Origin of the sequence: Thauera sp. AutoDN2, from assembly GCF_051280715.1 — a bacterium.
Taxonomy (GTDB): Bacteria; Pseudomonadota; Gammaproteobacteria; order Burkholderiales; family Rhodocyclaceae; genus Thauera.
The window spans coordinates 12,663-25,403 of the sequence record NZ_JBNCAR010000028.1; the positions used below are offsets into that span (position 1 = coordinate 12,663).

Genomic DNA, 12,741 nt, shown 5'->3' on the forward strand with positions numbered 1-12,741 from the left:
TGAATTCTTCAGGCAGATGCCGATGTTCGTGCTGTATGAAGAGGACGGTGCATTCAAGGCCGGCACCATCCTCGCTGATAACGAAGCCACCCTGCAGGTCGAAAACACGCACGGCAAGCGGGTCAAGCTCAAACGCGCCAACGTGCTGCTCGAGTTCCGCGAGCCGGCGCCGGCCGAGTTGCTCACGCGCGCCGACACGGACGCCGAGGCGCTCGACGTCGAATTCCTGTGGGAGGTGTGCGGCGACGACGAGTTCGCGTTTGCCGACTTCGCTGCCGAATACCAAGGACGTACACCAAGCGCGGTGGAGTCGGCAGCGGTGCTGCTGCGCCTGCATTCGGCCCCGATCTGGTTCCATCGCAAGGGCAAGGGGCGCTTCCGCAAGGCGCCCGCCGACATCCTGCAGGCCGCACTGGCCGGGCTGGAGAAGAAGCGCCAGCAGGCCGCAGCGATCGAGCACATGCGCGCCGAGCTCGTCGCCGGCCGCCTGCCGCCCGAGCTCGCCGCACTGCTGCCGCAAGCCCTCTACCGCCCCGACCGCAACCGCCCCGAGATCAAGGCCCTGGAAGCCGCCTGCGTCGACAGCGGGCTGTCGGCCGCACGCCTGTTGCTCGGCTGCGGTGCGCTCGCGTCCAGCCACGACTTCCACTACAACCGCTTCCTGTTCGAGCACTTCCCCGAGGGTACGGCCTTCCCCGTCGTCGAGCCGGCCGCGCTGCCACAGGCCTTGCCGCGCGCGGAGGTCGCCGCATTCTCGATCGACGACGCCTCCACTACCGAGATCGATGACGCCTTCTCGGTGACGCCACGCGCCGAAGGCGGCTGGCGCATCGGCATTCACATCGCGGCACCGGCGCTGGGCTTTGCGCGCGGCTCGGGGCTGGACGCGGTCGCCCGCCGGCGCCTGTCCACCGTGTATATGCCTGGCAGCAAGATCACCATGCTGCCGGACGAGGTGGTGCAGACCTTCACCCTCGCCGAAGGCCGTGACTGCCCGGCGGTATCGCTATACCTCGACGTTACCCCGGGGCTGGCCATCGTCGGCGAGGAAAGCCGGGTCGAGGCCGTGCCGATCGTCGCCAACCTGCGCCACCACGACATCGAGCCCGTGTTCAACGACGAGACGGTGCATGCTGGCTTGCCCGACTTCCAGTGGAAGCAGGAGCTGTCCCTGCTGTGGGACCTGGCCACCGTGCTCGAGGCCGGACGCGGCAAGGCCGGCGGCAACGAGGACCGCATTGATTTCGGCTTCAGCGTGGACTGGAACGTAGACACCGCCGACGGCCCCGGCCATGTGAGCATCAGCCGGCGCCTGCGCGGCTCGCCGATGGACAAGCTGGTGGCCGAGCTGATGATCTACGCCAACATGACCTGGGGCAAGCTGCTCGACGCCTCGGGCATCCCCGGCCTGTACCGCGCCCAAGGTGGCGGCAAGGTGCGCATGACCACGGTCGCCGCGCCGCACGAAGGCCTGGGGGTCGATTGCTACGCCTGGTCGAGCTCGCCGCTACGCCGCTATGTGGATCTGGTGAACCAGTGGCAGATCATCTCGGTGCTGCAGGGCACACCGCCCGCATTCGCCCCCAAGTCGGCCGAGTTGATGGCCGCGATGCGCGACTTCGAGCTCACCTACGCCGAATACGCGGAATTTCAGCGCGGCATGGAACGCTACTGGTGCCTGCGCTGGCTGCGCCAGCACGGCCGCGGCGAGGTCGAGGCCACCGTGCTGCGCGAGAACGTGGTGCGCCTGACCGAGATCCCGCTCGTGTTCCGCATGCCCTCGCTGCCGCTGCAGATTCCCGGCAGCCGGGTCAAGCTCTTCATCGAGCGCACCGACCTGCTCGACGTCGAGGTCGAGGCGCGCTTCGTGCAGACGCTCGCCGAACCCGACCCGGAAGCCGGGACCGAAACCGGCTTCGGTTTCCTTTGAACCCGTGATGAACGCGAAGCGGCCCGCCCCCGCCCTCGCTCCGGTTTCTGCAACCGCCCGGCAGTTGCGGAACTTCGGCGGGCCGCTGCTGCTGGCAGCCTTCGCGATCTCGGCAGTGGTGCATGGTCTGCTTCTGCTGATCCAGTTCCGCATGCCGGAAAGCAAGCCGACGAGAGACAAGGGGCTGGAGGTGGTGCTGGTCAACACCCGCCACGCCAAGGCACCGGACCAAGCGGACGTGCTGGCGCAGGCGAACGTGGACGGCGGCGGCAACACCGAGCAGGACGCCCGCCCCTCAACGCCCCTGCCGCCGCAGCCCGAGCGCCAAGACGGCGATGCGCTGGTCGATGCACGGCGCCGTGCACCCGAGCCGGTGCGCGAGCAAAAGCAGGTGATCACCCGCGACAAGGCGCCGGCCGCGATCGCTGCCGCACCGAAGAAAGCCGAGCAACCCCCGCCCCGCCCCGAACCACAACCTCAGCTCAGTGGCCTGGACCTGCTCGACAGCGCCGCCGCGGTCGCACGCCTCGAAGCCCAGATCGACCGCGACCTCCAAGAGCTGGCCAAGCGTCCGCGCAAGAAGTTCATCGGCGCGCGCGCCAAGGAATACCGCTTTGCCCAGTACGTCGAGGACTGGCGTCAGAAGGTCGAACGGGTCGGCACGCTGAACTACCCCGAGGCAGCGCGCGGCAGGCTCTACGGCAGCCTGCTGCTGTCGGTTTCGATTCGCGCCGATGGCACGGTGGACAAGGTCTCGGTGCAGCGCAGTTCCGGGCACACGCTGCTCGACGAGGCCGCGGTGCGCATCGTCAGAATGGCCGCGCCCTACGCCCCCTTTCCCCCCGACATCCGCAAGGAATTCGACATCATCGAGATCACGCGCACCTGGACCTTCACCAACACCGACCAGGTACGCGCAAACTGAGCCCGAGCCCATGGACCGTTACGCCGTCATCGGCAACCCCATCGCCCATAGCAAATCGCCACAGATCCACACCGCCTTCGCCCGCCAGACCGGCCAGGCACTCCAGTACGAGGCCCTGCTCGCACCGCTGGATGGCTTTACCCGGACGGTCGAGGATTTTCGCGCCGCGGGCGGGCGCGGCGCGAACGTGACCGTTCCCTTCAAACTCGAGGCCTTCGCACTATCAACGCGGCGCACCCCACGTGCGCGGGCCGCCGGTGCGGTCAACACCCTCGCCTTCGACGGTGACGAGGTGCTGGGCGACAACACCGACGGCGCTGGTCTGGTGCGCGACCTCCTCATCAACCTCGGCCACACCGTCGCCGACCGCCGCGTACTGCTGCTCGGCGCGGGCGGCGCGACCCGCGGCGCGATCCTGCCCCTGCTGCACGCCGGCCCGGCCGAGCTACGCATTGCCAATCGCAGCGCGGACAAGGCCGAGGCACTCGCCGCAGACTTCGCCGCTGAAGCGGGAAAGGCCAGACTCGAAGGCGGAAGCTTCGCCGCGCTCGCGGATAGAAAGTTCGATCTCGTCATCAACGCCACCTCGGCAAGCCTCGCGGGTGAACGCCTGCCGCTGCCGCGGGGCCTCTACGCTGAAGGCGCCCTCGCCTACGACATGATGTACGGCCGCAGCCACACACCCTTCATGTGTGCTGCGCTTGCCGACGGCGCGGCACGCGTGGCCGACGGGCTGGGCATGCTGGTCGAGCAGGCCGCGGAGAGCTTCGCGCTGTGGCGCGGCGTTCGGCCGGACACGGCGCCGGTGCGCGCAGCACTGCGCCGGCAGATCGATGCCGGCTGACGCGGGCGGCACAGACCCACGGTGAGCGGCATGCAAGGCCTCCTGCGCGGGGCCGTCCGCGGCCTGGCCATCGCCCTGCTGCTTCTGTTGTTCTGGCAGGCGGTGCTGCTCACCCAGGTCGTGTGGTGGAGCCGTTTCGACCCCGGCAGCACCAGCTTCATGCGCCAACGCCTGGCCGAACTGCGCAAGACAGACCCCAAGGCCGAACTGCGCCAGCGCTGGATCGCCTACGAGGACATCTCGGTGCACCTCAAGCGTGCCGTCGTGGCCGCAGAGGACGACCGTTTCCTGGAACACCGCGGCTTCGACTGGGAGGGCATCCAGCGCGCGCTCGAGCGCAATGCCGAACGTGGCCGCCTCGCAGCGGGTGGCTCCACGATCAGCCAGCAGCTGGCGAAGAACCTGTTCCTGTCCTCCTCCCGCTCCTGGCTGCGCAAGGGGCAGGAGGCAGTGCTCACGCTGATGATCGAGACGACCTGGGAGAAGCGGCGAATCCTCGAGGTGTACCTGAACGTGGCGGAGTGGGGAAACGGGGTGTTCGGCGCCGAAGCCGCTGCGCGCCACTACTATGGCCGTCCCGCCTCCAGCCTGGGCCCGGCCGAAGCCGCCCGACTCGCGGTGATGCTGCCGAACCCGCGCCGCTACGAAAACGAGTTCGGCCCCCGCCTTGCGGCGCATGCGGCACGGGTGCAGCGGCGAATGATCCATTCGCAGGTGCCCTGAGCCGGCAGACGGTTTTTTTTCGCACTGCAACAGAATCGGGGTCGCGACGCGCTGCACGAGCCCGTAGAATTCGCGCATCGCGCTCGACACACGCCATTCCAGCGATGACCGAATCCGAAGAACTCCACCCCGACGACGTCCAGCACCACCTGAAAGAGGTGCAGGATCTGCTCGCCCGCCAGAGGGTGGTGGAGGATCTCGTCCATCGACAGGACATGCCGCGCCACGCGCTGGTCGAAACCCTCGTGCACAAGCAGCACGAGGCCAGCCTGCGCGCGAAGCTCGACAGCCTGCACCCGGCGGACATCGCCTACATCCTGGAGTCCTTGCCGCGCGAGGAACGCCTCTACGTCTGGGATCTGGTCAAGGCCGAACGCGATGGCGAGATCCTGCTCGAGGTTTCGGACGCAGTGCGCGAGTCGCTGATCGAGACCATGGATCCGCAGGAGCTCAAGGCGGCGGCCGAATCGCTCGACGCCGACGAGCTCGCCGACCTGGCGCCGGATCTGCCGCCCGAGGTCATCGAAGACGTATTTCAGTCGCTCGACACCGAGGGGCGCGAGCAGCTACGCGCCGCGATGTCCTACCCGGAGGACTCGGTCGGCGCGCTGATGGACTTCGACATGGTGACGGTGCGCGACGACGTCACCCTGGAAGTGGTGTTGCGCTATCTGCGCCGTTTCGATGAGCTACCCGACCACACCGACAAGCTCTTCGTGGTCGACCGCGAGGACCATCTGGAAGGCATCCTGACCCTGGAGACGCTGCTGATCAGCGACCCGGAGAAGACCGTAGCCGAAGTGATGCGTTCGGAAACGGTGATCAGCTTCACCCCCGACGACGAGGCCGACGACGCGGCGCAGGCCTTCGAACGATACGACCTGGTCTCGGCGCCGGTGGTCGACAACGACAAGCGCGTGATCGGCCGGCTGACCGTGGCCGACGTGGTCGACTTCATCCGCGAGGAATCCGAAGCGGAAATCCTGTCCCAGGCCGGTCTACGCGAGGAGGAGGACATCTTCGCCTCTGTTTGGAGCTCAGTGAAGAACCGCTGGGCCTGGCTGGCGATCAACCTGGTCACCGCTTTCGTGGCCTCGCGGGTGATCGGGCTGTTCGAGGACTCGATCGAGAAGCTGGTGGCATTGGCTGCGCTGATGCCGATCGTCGCCGGTATCGGCGGCAACTCGGGCAACCAGACGGTGACGATGATCGTGCGTGCAATCGCAATGGGTCAGGTGGAGCAATCGGCGATGACGCGGCTGCTGCGCAAGGAGCTGGGCGTGGCGCTGATCAACGGCATCGTCTGGGGTAGCCTGCTCGGCGTGCTGGCGTGGTGGCTGTACGGCAACGTGGAGCTCGGGATGGTGATGACGGGGGCGATGACGCTGAACCTGCTGCTCGCGGCCTGCGCCGGCGTGCTGATCCCGATGCTGCGCCAGCGTCTCGGCGCCGACCCGGCACTCGGCGGCTCGGTGATGATCACCGCGCTCACCGATTCCGGTGGCTTCTTCATTTTCCTGGGACTGGCAACGCTGTTCCTGCTTTGATGGGCCAGGCACGCGCTAACGGCATGCCGCTCGGGATCGCGCCCCCTCAGCCCAGCTTCGCAAACACCTCGCGCGCCACCGCCACCGTCGCGTCGATTTCCGCCTCGCCGTGCGCGGCCGACACGAAGCCGGCCTCGAAGGCCGAGGGCGCGAAGTAGTGGCCGGCGTCCAGCATGGCATGGAAGAAGCGGTTGAAACCCTCCTTGTCCGAGGCCATCACGTCTGAAAACGAGGCCGGCACCTTGTCGGCGAAATAGACGCCGAACATGCCACCAACCGAATCCGCACTGAAGGTGACACCCGCATCCTGCGCCGCGGCGGACAACCCGCTCACCAGACGCCGGGCACCTGCAGCCAGGCCTTCGTAGAACCCCGGCTCACGCGTCAGCTTCAGCGACACCATACCCGCCGCCACCGCCACCGGGCTGCCCGACAGCGTGCCGGCCTGGTACACCGCGCCCAGCGGGGCGATCTTCTCCATGATGTCGCGGCGGCCGCCGAAGGCACCCACCGGCATGCCGCCACCGATCACCTTGCCCAGCGTGGTCAGGTCGGGCGTGATGCCGTACAGCCCGGCTACGCCCTGGGGGCCGACACGGAAGCCCGTCATCACCTCGTCGAAGATCAGCACCGCGCCGTATTCGGTGCAGATGCGGCGCAGGCCTTCGAGGAAACCGGGCGCAGGCTTGATCAGGTTCATGTTGCCGGCCACCGGCTCGACGATGATCGCGGCGATCTCGTTGCCGCGGGCCTTGAACACGTCCTCGACCTGCTGCAGGTCGTTGTAGTCGAGCACGATGGTGTGCTTGGCGAAATCGGCAGGCACGCCGCCCGAGGACGGGTTGCCGAAGGTCAGCAGGCCGGAGCCGGCCTTGACCAGCAGGCTGTCGGCGTGGCCGTGGTAGCAGCCCTCGAACTTGACGATCGCGTCACGGCCGGTAAAGCCGCGAGCGAGGCGGATTGCGCTCATGGTCGCCTCGGTGCCGGAGCTGACCAGGCGCACCATCTCCACCGACGGCAAAAGCGAACAGATCAGCTCGGCCATCTCGACCTCGCTCTCGGTGGGCGCGCCGAAGGACAGGCCCTTCAGCGCGGCCTCGCGCACCGCCTCGACGATGGCCGGGTGGGCGTGGCCGGCGATGGCCGGGCCCCAGGAGCCGACGTAGTCGATGTATTCCTTGCCGTCTGCATCCCACACCCGGGCGCCTTCGGCGCGCGCGAGGAAGCGCGGCGTGCCGCCCACCGAGCGGAAGGCGCGCACCGGCGAATTGACGCCGCCCGGAATGGTCTGCTGGGCGCGCTGGAAGAGGGTCTCGTTACGGCTGGTCATGGCGTTTCGTTCCTGTGCTGCATGCGAAAGGCAGCATTGTCGCGCCACTGACTGGGCCGGTCCACCGCACAGGTCAAGAATCGCCTCCGCTCCGGGGCTTGGGCCGGCACCCGGCGCACACGCGCCCCCCTGTGCAACCAGGGCCGGGGCCCTTCCACCGTTCAGAACAAGCTGCGATACGCGGCGGCCCGCGCCGCGGGATCCCCCGCCCCGAACAGGTCGCCCACCACCGCAAGCAGATCGGCACCCGCGGCCAGGACCTGCCCCGCGTTGGCAAGGGTGATGCCACCGATGGCCGCCACCGGCAGGCCAAGTTCCCGCTTCGCGCGCGTGATCATTGCGAAGGGCGCAGGTGGTGCGTTCGGCTTGGTCATCGACGGAAACATCGCACCGAAGGCGATGTAGTCGGCGCCGATCTCGGCGCCCTCGGTCGCACGCGACCAGTCGGAATAACAGGTCAGACCAAGAATACGCTGCGTGCCAAGCGCCTTGCGCGCCTGCCCAGGCGAGCCATCGTCGCGACCGAGATGGGCGCCGTCCGCACCGACCTCGAGCGCCAGCGCCAGGTCGTCGTTGATGATGAAGGGCACCGCGGCCGTGCGACACAGGCGCTGCAGCGCGCAGGCCTGCTCCCTGCGCAAGGCTGCACTGGCGGTCTTGTTGCGATACTGCAGCAGGGCCGGCCGCCCCGCCAGCACCGCTTCGGCGAGCGCCAGCAGGCGGACGGTATCGGTCACGTCCGGGGTGACCGCATAGAGCCCGCGAAGCACCTGGCCGACTGGGCTGCGCAGCGCTTCAGACATCTTCCGCGCCTTTGCCCCGCGCCCAGAAGAAGCGGTCCGGAAGCGCACGCCCCATGCCGGGACGGTACGCGTGTCGCAGCGTCTGCTGGGTGAACTCCTGTGCCTCACGCACCGCCTCGGGCAGATCCATGCCGTGCGCCATCGCGGCAACCACCGCCGCGGCCAGCGTGCTGCCGGCGCCAAGGAAGCTGCCCTGCAGCCGTGGCCAGGCATCGGTGCGAATCACCCCCTCATGGCCGAACAGGGTGTCGAGCACCTGCGGCCCGTGCTCGCTGCCGCCGGTGAGGAGGACGTACTCGACCCCTCCACCAAGCACGCGCGCGAGCGCTTCATCCACATCGGGAGCATTTTCACTCCCCTCCCCTTCATCGTCGGCAGCGCTTTCGTGCGGCAACGCATCGACGCCGGCAAGACGGCACAGGGCGTGACGATCCGCCACCAGCAGGGTCGTCTGGGGCAGGATCAGGTCCGACAGCGCCGCAACGATCTCCTCGCCCGGCTCGCCCATCTGCATCGCAGCCTGCAGTCCGGGCTCGACGACCAGCGGCACTTCGGGGTAGTCGGACAGAATCTCCGCGATCACCGCCACGTTCTCGACGCTGCCGCAGAAGCCGAGCTTGAATGCGGCCACCGGCACATCCTCGAGCACAGTGCGCGCCTGCATCACCAGTAACTCGGGCTCGGTCGGCCACACCTCTTCAACGCCGCGCGTATCGCGCACCAGCGCCGCGGTATGCACCGGCAAGGGGTGACAGCCCATGCTCGACAAGGTCAGCATGTCGGCGGCAAGGCCGCTGCCGCCGGTCGGATCTCCTGCGGACAGGCACATCACGCACGGCGGCGTATCAGGAATCGCAATTGGCATGAGCGAGAACTACGCCACGTTTGCACCACAGAGGATGCGTTAAGATTCCGCGAATTCTAACGCCAAGCCTTAAGCTGCGCAGACTCATGGACGATACTTCATACCGCACCTGGATGTGCCGGATCTGCGGCTTCATCTACGACGAAGCCGCAGGCTTGCCAGACGAAGGCATCGCACCCGGCACGCGCTGGGAAGACATTCCGCCCAACTGGACCTGTCCGGAGTGCCACGCCGGCAAGGGTGACTTCGAGATGGTCGAGATCTGAGTGGCGCCACGAAGCCGTGGCCCCGCACCTGAAGAACGAAGGGGAGACGACAGAGCATGAACATTGCCGGGCTGAAGGTGATGGTCATCGACGACAGCAACACGATCCGGCGCAGCGCCGAGATCTTCCTCACCCAGGCGGGCTGTGAGGTGCTGCTGGCCGAGGACGGGTTCGACGCGCTTGCGAAGATCACCGACCACCATCCGGACGTCATTTTCGTAGACATCATGATGCCGCGCCTCGACGGCTATCAGACCTGCGCGCTGATCAAGAAGAACCCGCGCCTGTCCTCGACCCCCGTGATCATGCTTTCTTCCCGTGACGGCCTGTTCGACCGTGCGCGTGGGCGTATGGTCGGGTCGGACGAATACCTCACGAAGCCCTTCACCAAGGACAGCCTGCTCAAGGCAGTCTCCGCCCACGCCACGCAACGCAACCACTGAACAGGACAGGATCACGAAGATGCCGATTCACAGGATTCTCGTCGTCGACGACTCGCCCACCGAGCGCCTCGCCATGCAGGAAGTGCTCGTGAAGAACGGTTACGAAGTGCTGACCGCCCAGAGCGGAGAAGAAGCCATCGCGCGCAGTCAGGCCGACCACCCCGACCTCATCCTCATGGACGTGGTCATGCCCGGCATGAACGGCTACCAGGCCACGCGCACGATCTCGCGCCACGACACGACGCGTGACATCCCCATCATCATGTGCACCACCAAGGGCGAAGAAACCGACAAGATCTGGGGCATGCGCCAGGGCGCACTGGCCTATCTGGTCAAGCCGGTCGACCATCAGGATCTGCTCGCCCGCATCCGGGCCATGGGCTAAGCGCCATGGGCCGCAGCAGCCTGCGAGAATTCCAGGAACGGCTGGCACGTCGGCTCGCCGAAGCGGGCACCACCGGGCGTCGCGGCCTGCTCGGGTTTGCCTGTGGAAGCGAGCACTGGCTGATCGACCTGGCCGAAGCGGGGGAGATCCTTCCTCCGCCGGGCCTGTCTGCCGTTCCCCTTACCCACCCTTGGTACCGTGGGCTGGCCAACGTACGCGGCACGCTGTTCGGCGTAGTCGATTTCGCCCTCTTCAACGGTCAGCCGGCCACCCCCGCCGGGGGCAGCGCACGCCTGCTCCTGATTGGCGCCCGCCACGGCGTGAACGCCGCCCTGCTGGTGGGCGCCTCGACCGGGCTGCGTGCGCATGAAGACTTCGAGGCCGAAACCGAAGCCGATGCACGCCCCTGGGTGAGGCGCCGCCTGCGCGACCTCCAGGGTCGCGTCTGGCTCGAACTCGACCCCGTGCGCCTGCTCTCGCAACCTGCCTTCCTCGACGCCGGCCTCGAATGACGAGCCCGCCGATTTCCGCCCAAAACGACTGAATTCGAGCTTCCATCATGGCACTGAACCTGTTCACCAAGAAGAATGCGGCCCCCGGCAGCACCGAGGAGAGCACGATTCTCGAAACCGGCGCCCCGCGGCGCACGCCAGCCTCCGATACCAAGCCGGTTCCGGAGCGCTCGGGAAGCGACCTTCGCGGCCTCGGCATGATGCTCGCGGCGCTGGTCATCGCCACGATCGGCCTGCTCGTCTACCAGGGTCGGACCTCCTCGCTCAACACGCTGCAGGTGAGCGCCTCCAGCGAACTGCAGACCTTGTCCCAGCAGTTGGCCCGCTCCGCGCAGATGGTCCGCTTCGGAGACGCGGGATCGATCGCCGAACTGAACAGCACCCGCGCCCGCTTCGCCAGTCTGCTGCAGACCCTGGACGAAGGCGGCACCTACGGTGACGCCATCCTGCCTCCGGTTCCGGAGACGGTACGCCCGCAACTGGAGCAGCTCGAGGCGGTCTGGAGCAAGACTTCCAGCGCAACCGCGCAACTCGCCAATCAGGCCGACATCTTCGTGGCCGTCGCAGCCGCGGTGCAGACCATCAACGGCGAAAGCGCAGCGCTCTTCGACGCAAGCGAGGACATGCTGCGACAAGCGATCGCCGACGCGTCCGACACCGGCCTCCTGTCCGCAGCCACTGCCCTCTCGATGCAGGCCCAGCGCGCGGCCGGGCACGCCAACACCTTACTGCTGGCCGAGGAAGCCACACCTGAAGCGGCCGCCGCACTTGGCACGGCCGGCGACCGCATGCGGGAGCAACTGGAGCAGCTCAAGCGCAGGGCCGCAGGCACCCGCCTCACCAGTGCCGCCCAGGAGCTCGAGATCGTCGCAGGCCCGACGCTGACTGCGATCAACAGCATCGTCGCCGGCACCCACCCCTTGCTGCAGGCACGGGAAGCTGCACGCGGCATCGCGAGCGACGCGGCGCCGCTGCTCGCCGGCAGCGCCGCGCTCACGGCCGCGCTGACCCGCATCTCGAGCGGCTTCGGGCCACTGCACGTCGGCGCCCTGCTGACCGCCGCCCTGTCGGTATTCCTGCTGATCCTGATGATCCGAAGCTACGCCAGCGACCTCGCCGCCCGCCGCGCAGCAACCGAGGTTGAGCGCCAGAAGGCCGAGAACGAACGCAACCTCTCGCAGCAGGCCATCCTGCGCCTGATGAACGAGATGGGCGACCTCGCCGACGGCGACCTTACAATGCGCGCGACCGTGTCGGAAGACATCACGGGCGCCATCGCCGACTCGGTGAACTACACCATCGAAGAGCTCGCGGTTCTCGTGCGGCGAATCAACGACGCGGCTTCGCGCGTGACCAATGCGACCGAATCCGCACGCAACACCTCCAACGAGCTGCTCGACGCGACCGAGCGGCAGTCGCGCGAGATCGAAGAGGCGGGCACGACCACCGAGCGCATGGCCCAGTCGATGACGGAATCCTCCGAGCGTGCCCTGCAGTCCGCGGCAGTGGCCCGCCGCTCACTGGACGTCGCGCGCAAGGGCGCGGACGCGGTGGCGAACACCATCCGCGGCATGAACGACATCCGCACCCAGATCCAGGAGACGGCGAAGCGGATCAAGCGCCTCGGCGAATCCTCGCAGGAGATCGGCGAGATCGTGGAGCTGATCTCCGACATTACCGAGCAGACCAACGTGCTGGCGCTGAACGCCGCCATCCAGGCCGCCTCGGCGGGTGAGGCCGGCCGCGGCTTCACCGTCGTTGCGGAAGAAGTGCAGCGCCTGGCCGAACGCTCCGCAGAGGCGACCAAGCAGATCGCAGCGATCGTGAAGACGATTCAGACCGACACCCAGGACGCAGTGGTCGCAATGGAAAATGCGACCCAGGACGTGGTCGAAGGGGCGCAGCTGTCCGACGCCGCAGGCCAGGCGCTGGCCGAGATCGACGCGGTGAGCACCGACACCGCCCGCCTCATCGAGCAAATCTCTGCCGACATCCAGACCCAGGCCGCGACCGCCAGCCGGGTGGCCGAAACCATGAAGGACATCCTGGCAGTCACCGAGCAGACCTCGCTCGGTACCCGTGAGACGGCAGTGTCGATCGAGCAGCTCGCCGAGCTCGCGGTCGAGCTGAAAGGTTCAGTTTCGGGCTTCAAGGTCTGAGCACCCCGC

At 67.5% G+C, this 12,741-nt stretch carries 13 protein-coding genes; 10 read left to right on the forward strand and 3 right to left on the reverse strand.

Annotated features, from left to right (window positions below):
• Positions 1-22: 22 nt before the first annotated feature.
• The 5 genes from ACPT9U_RS13750 to mgtE all read left to right on the forward strand — a co-directional run bounded on the left by ACPT9U_RS13750 (position 23) and on the right by mgtE (position 5,969).
• Positions 23-1,930: a ribonuclease catalytic domain-containing protein gene (locus tag ACPT9U_RS13750; protein ID WP_435751343.1), complete on the forward strand. Its 1,908-nt coding sequence runs from the start codon at positions 23-25 to the stop codon at positions 1,928-1,930.
• Positions 1,931-1,937: 7 nt separating this feature from the next.
• Complete coding sequence (locus tag ACPT9U_RS13755; protein WP_435751344.1) at positions 1,938-2,855, forward strand: energy transducer TonB; 918 nt, start codon at positions 1,938-1,940, stop codon at positions 2,853-2,855.
• 10 nt (positions 2,856-2,865) lie between these two features.
• Positions 2,866-3,699, forward strand: a complete 834-nt coding sequence (gene aroE / locus ACPT9U_RS13760) for a shikimate dehydrogenase (protein WP_435751345.1) — start codon at positions 2,866-2,868, stop codon at positions 3,697-3,699.
• Positions 3,700-3,729: 30 nt separating this feature from the next.
• Positions 3,730-4,422 (forward strand): monofunctional biosynthetic peptidoglycan transglycosylase, encoded by a 693-nt coding sequence (gene mtgA / locus ACPT9U_RS13765; protein WP_435751346.1) that lies wholly within the window; start codon positions 3,730-3,732, stop codon positions 4,420-4,422.
• Positions 4,423-4,526: 104 nt separating this feature from the next.
• On the forward strand, positions 4,527-5,969 hold the full coding sequence (gene mgtE, locus ACPT9U_RS13770) for a magnesium transporter (RefSeq protein WP_418364601.1): 1,443 nt from the start codon (positions 4,527-4,529) through the stop codon (positions 5,967-5,969).
• Between the two features lie 46 nt (positions 5,970-6,015).
• On the opposite strand, the gene hemL is transcribed toward mgtE, so the two are convergent.
• The 3 genes from hemL to thiD form a co-directional block, all read right to left on the reverse strand.
• Entirely contained in the window at positions 6,016-7,299 is a 1,284-nt protein-coding gene (gene hemL / locus ACPT9U_RS13775) for a glutamate-1-semialdehyde 2,1-aminomutase (RefSeq protein ID WP_418364600.1), read from the reverse strand.
• A 161-nt stretch (positions 7,300-7,460) separates the two neighbouring features.
• On the reverse strand, positions 7,461-8,102 hold the full coding sequence (gene thiE / locus ACPT9U_RS13780; RefSeq protein ID WP_418364599.1) for a thiamine phosphate synthase: 642 nt from the start codon (positions 8,100-8,102) through the stop codon (positions 7,461-7,463).
• On the reverse strand, positions 8,095-8,931 hold the full coding sequence (gene thiD, locus ACPT9U_RS13785) for a bifunctional hydroxymethylpyrimidine kinase/phosphomethylpyrimidine kinase (RefSeq protein WP_418364598.1): 837 nt from the start codon (positions 8,929-8,931) through the stop codon (positions 8,095-8,097). The genes thiE and thiD overlap by 8 nt, the downstream gene beginning before the upstream one ends.
• A gap of 149 nt (positions 8,932-9,080) precedes the next feature.
• On the opposite strand from thiD, the gene ACPT9U_RS13790 reads away from it, so the two are divergent.
• From ACPT9U_RS13790 to ACPT9U_RS13810, 5 genes are read left to right on the forward strand one after another with little or no spacing between them, the layout of a single operon-like run.
• Positions 9,081-9,233, forward strand: coding sequence for a rubredoxin (locus ACPT9U_RS13790; RefSeq protein ID WP_418364629.1), 153 nt, complete (start codon positions 9,081-9,083; stop codon positions 9,231-9,233).
• Between the two features lie 56 nt (positions 9,234-9,289).
• The gene (gene pilG, locus ACPT9U_RS13795) at positions 9,290-9,676 is read left to right on the forward strand and encodes a twitching motility response regulator PilG (RefSeq protein WP_418364597.1); all 387 of its coding nucleotides are present in this window, start codon (positions 9,290-9,292) and stop codon (positions 9,674-9,676) included.
• 19 nt (positions 9,677-9,695) lie between these two features.
• Positions 9,696-10,061 carry a response regulator gene (locus ACPT9U_RS13800; protein WP_418364596.1) on the forward strand — a complete coding sequence of 122 codons (366 nt, stop codon included), beginning with the start codon at positions 9,696-9,698 and terminating at the stop codon, positions 10,059-10,061.
• A gap of 5 nt (positions 10,062-10,066) precedes the next feature.
• On the forward strand, positions 10,067-10,573 hold the full coding sequence (locus tag ACPT9U_RS13805) for a chemotaxis protein CheW (RefSeq protein WP_418364595.1): 507 nt from the start codon (positions 10,067-10,069) through the stop codon (positions 10,571-10,573).
• Positions 10,574-10,620: 47 nt separating this feature from the next.
• A complete protein-coding gene (locus tag ACPT9U_RS13810) occupies positions 10,621-12,732 on the forward strand; it encodes a methyl-accepting chemotaxis protein (protein WP_435751347.1) in 2,112 nt (703 codons plus the stop codon).
• Positions 12,733-12,741 lie beyond the last annotated feature (9 nt).

Coding starts and splice junctions, on each gene's coding strand:
- pilG (WP_418364597.1), top strand. CDS start 9,290: ATGAACATTGCCGGGCTGAAGGTGATGGTCATCGACGACAGCAACACG.
- thiE (WP_418364599.1), bottom strand. CDS start 8,102: ATGTCTGAAGCGCTGCGCAGCCCAGTCGGCCAGGTGCTTCGCGGGCTC.
- ACPT9U_RS13805 (WP_418364595.1), top strand. CDS start 10,067: ATGGGCCGCAGCAGCCTGCGAGAATTCCAGGAACGGCTGGCACGTCGG.
- ACPT9U_RS13750 (WP_435751343.1), top strand. CDS start 23: ATGTTCGTGCTGTATGAAGAGGACGGTGCATTCAAGGCCGGCACCATC.
- mgtE (WP_418364601.1), top strand. CDS start 4,527: ATGACCGAATCCGAAGAACTCCACCCCGACGACGTCCAGCACCACCTG.
- ACPT9U_RS13790 (WP_418364629.1), top strand. CDS start 9,081: ATGTGCCGGATCTGCGGCTTCATCTACGACGAAGCCGCAGGCTTGCCA.
- ACPT9U_RS13810 (WP_435751347.1), top strand. CDS start 10,621: ATGGCACTGAACCTGTTCACCAAGAAGAATGCGGCCCCCGGCAGCACC.
- ACPT9U_RS13755 (WP_435751344.1), top strand. CDS start 1,938: ATGAACGCGAAGCGGCCCGCCCCCGCCCTCGCTCCGGTTTCTGCAACC.
- mtgA (WP_435751346.1), top strand. CDS start 3,730: ATGCAAGGCCTCCTGCGCGGGGCCGTCCGCGGCCTGGCCATCGCCCTG.
- hemL (WP_418364600.1), bottom strand. CDS start 7,299: ATGACCAGCCGTAACGAGACCCTCTTCCAGCGCGCCCAGCAGACCATT.
- thiD (WP_418364598.1), bottom strand. CDS start 8,931: ATGTGCCTGTCCGCAGGAGATCCGACCGGCGGCAGCGGCCTTGCCGCC.
- ACPT9U_RS13800 (WP_418364596.1), top strand. CDS start 9,696: ATGCCGATTCACAGGATTCTCGTCGTCGACGACTCGCCCACCGAGCGC.
- aroE (WP_435751345.1), top strand. CDS start 2,866: ATGGACCGTTACGCCGTCATCGGCAACCCCATCGCCCATAGCAAATCG.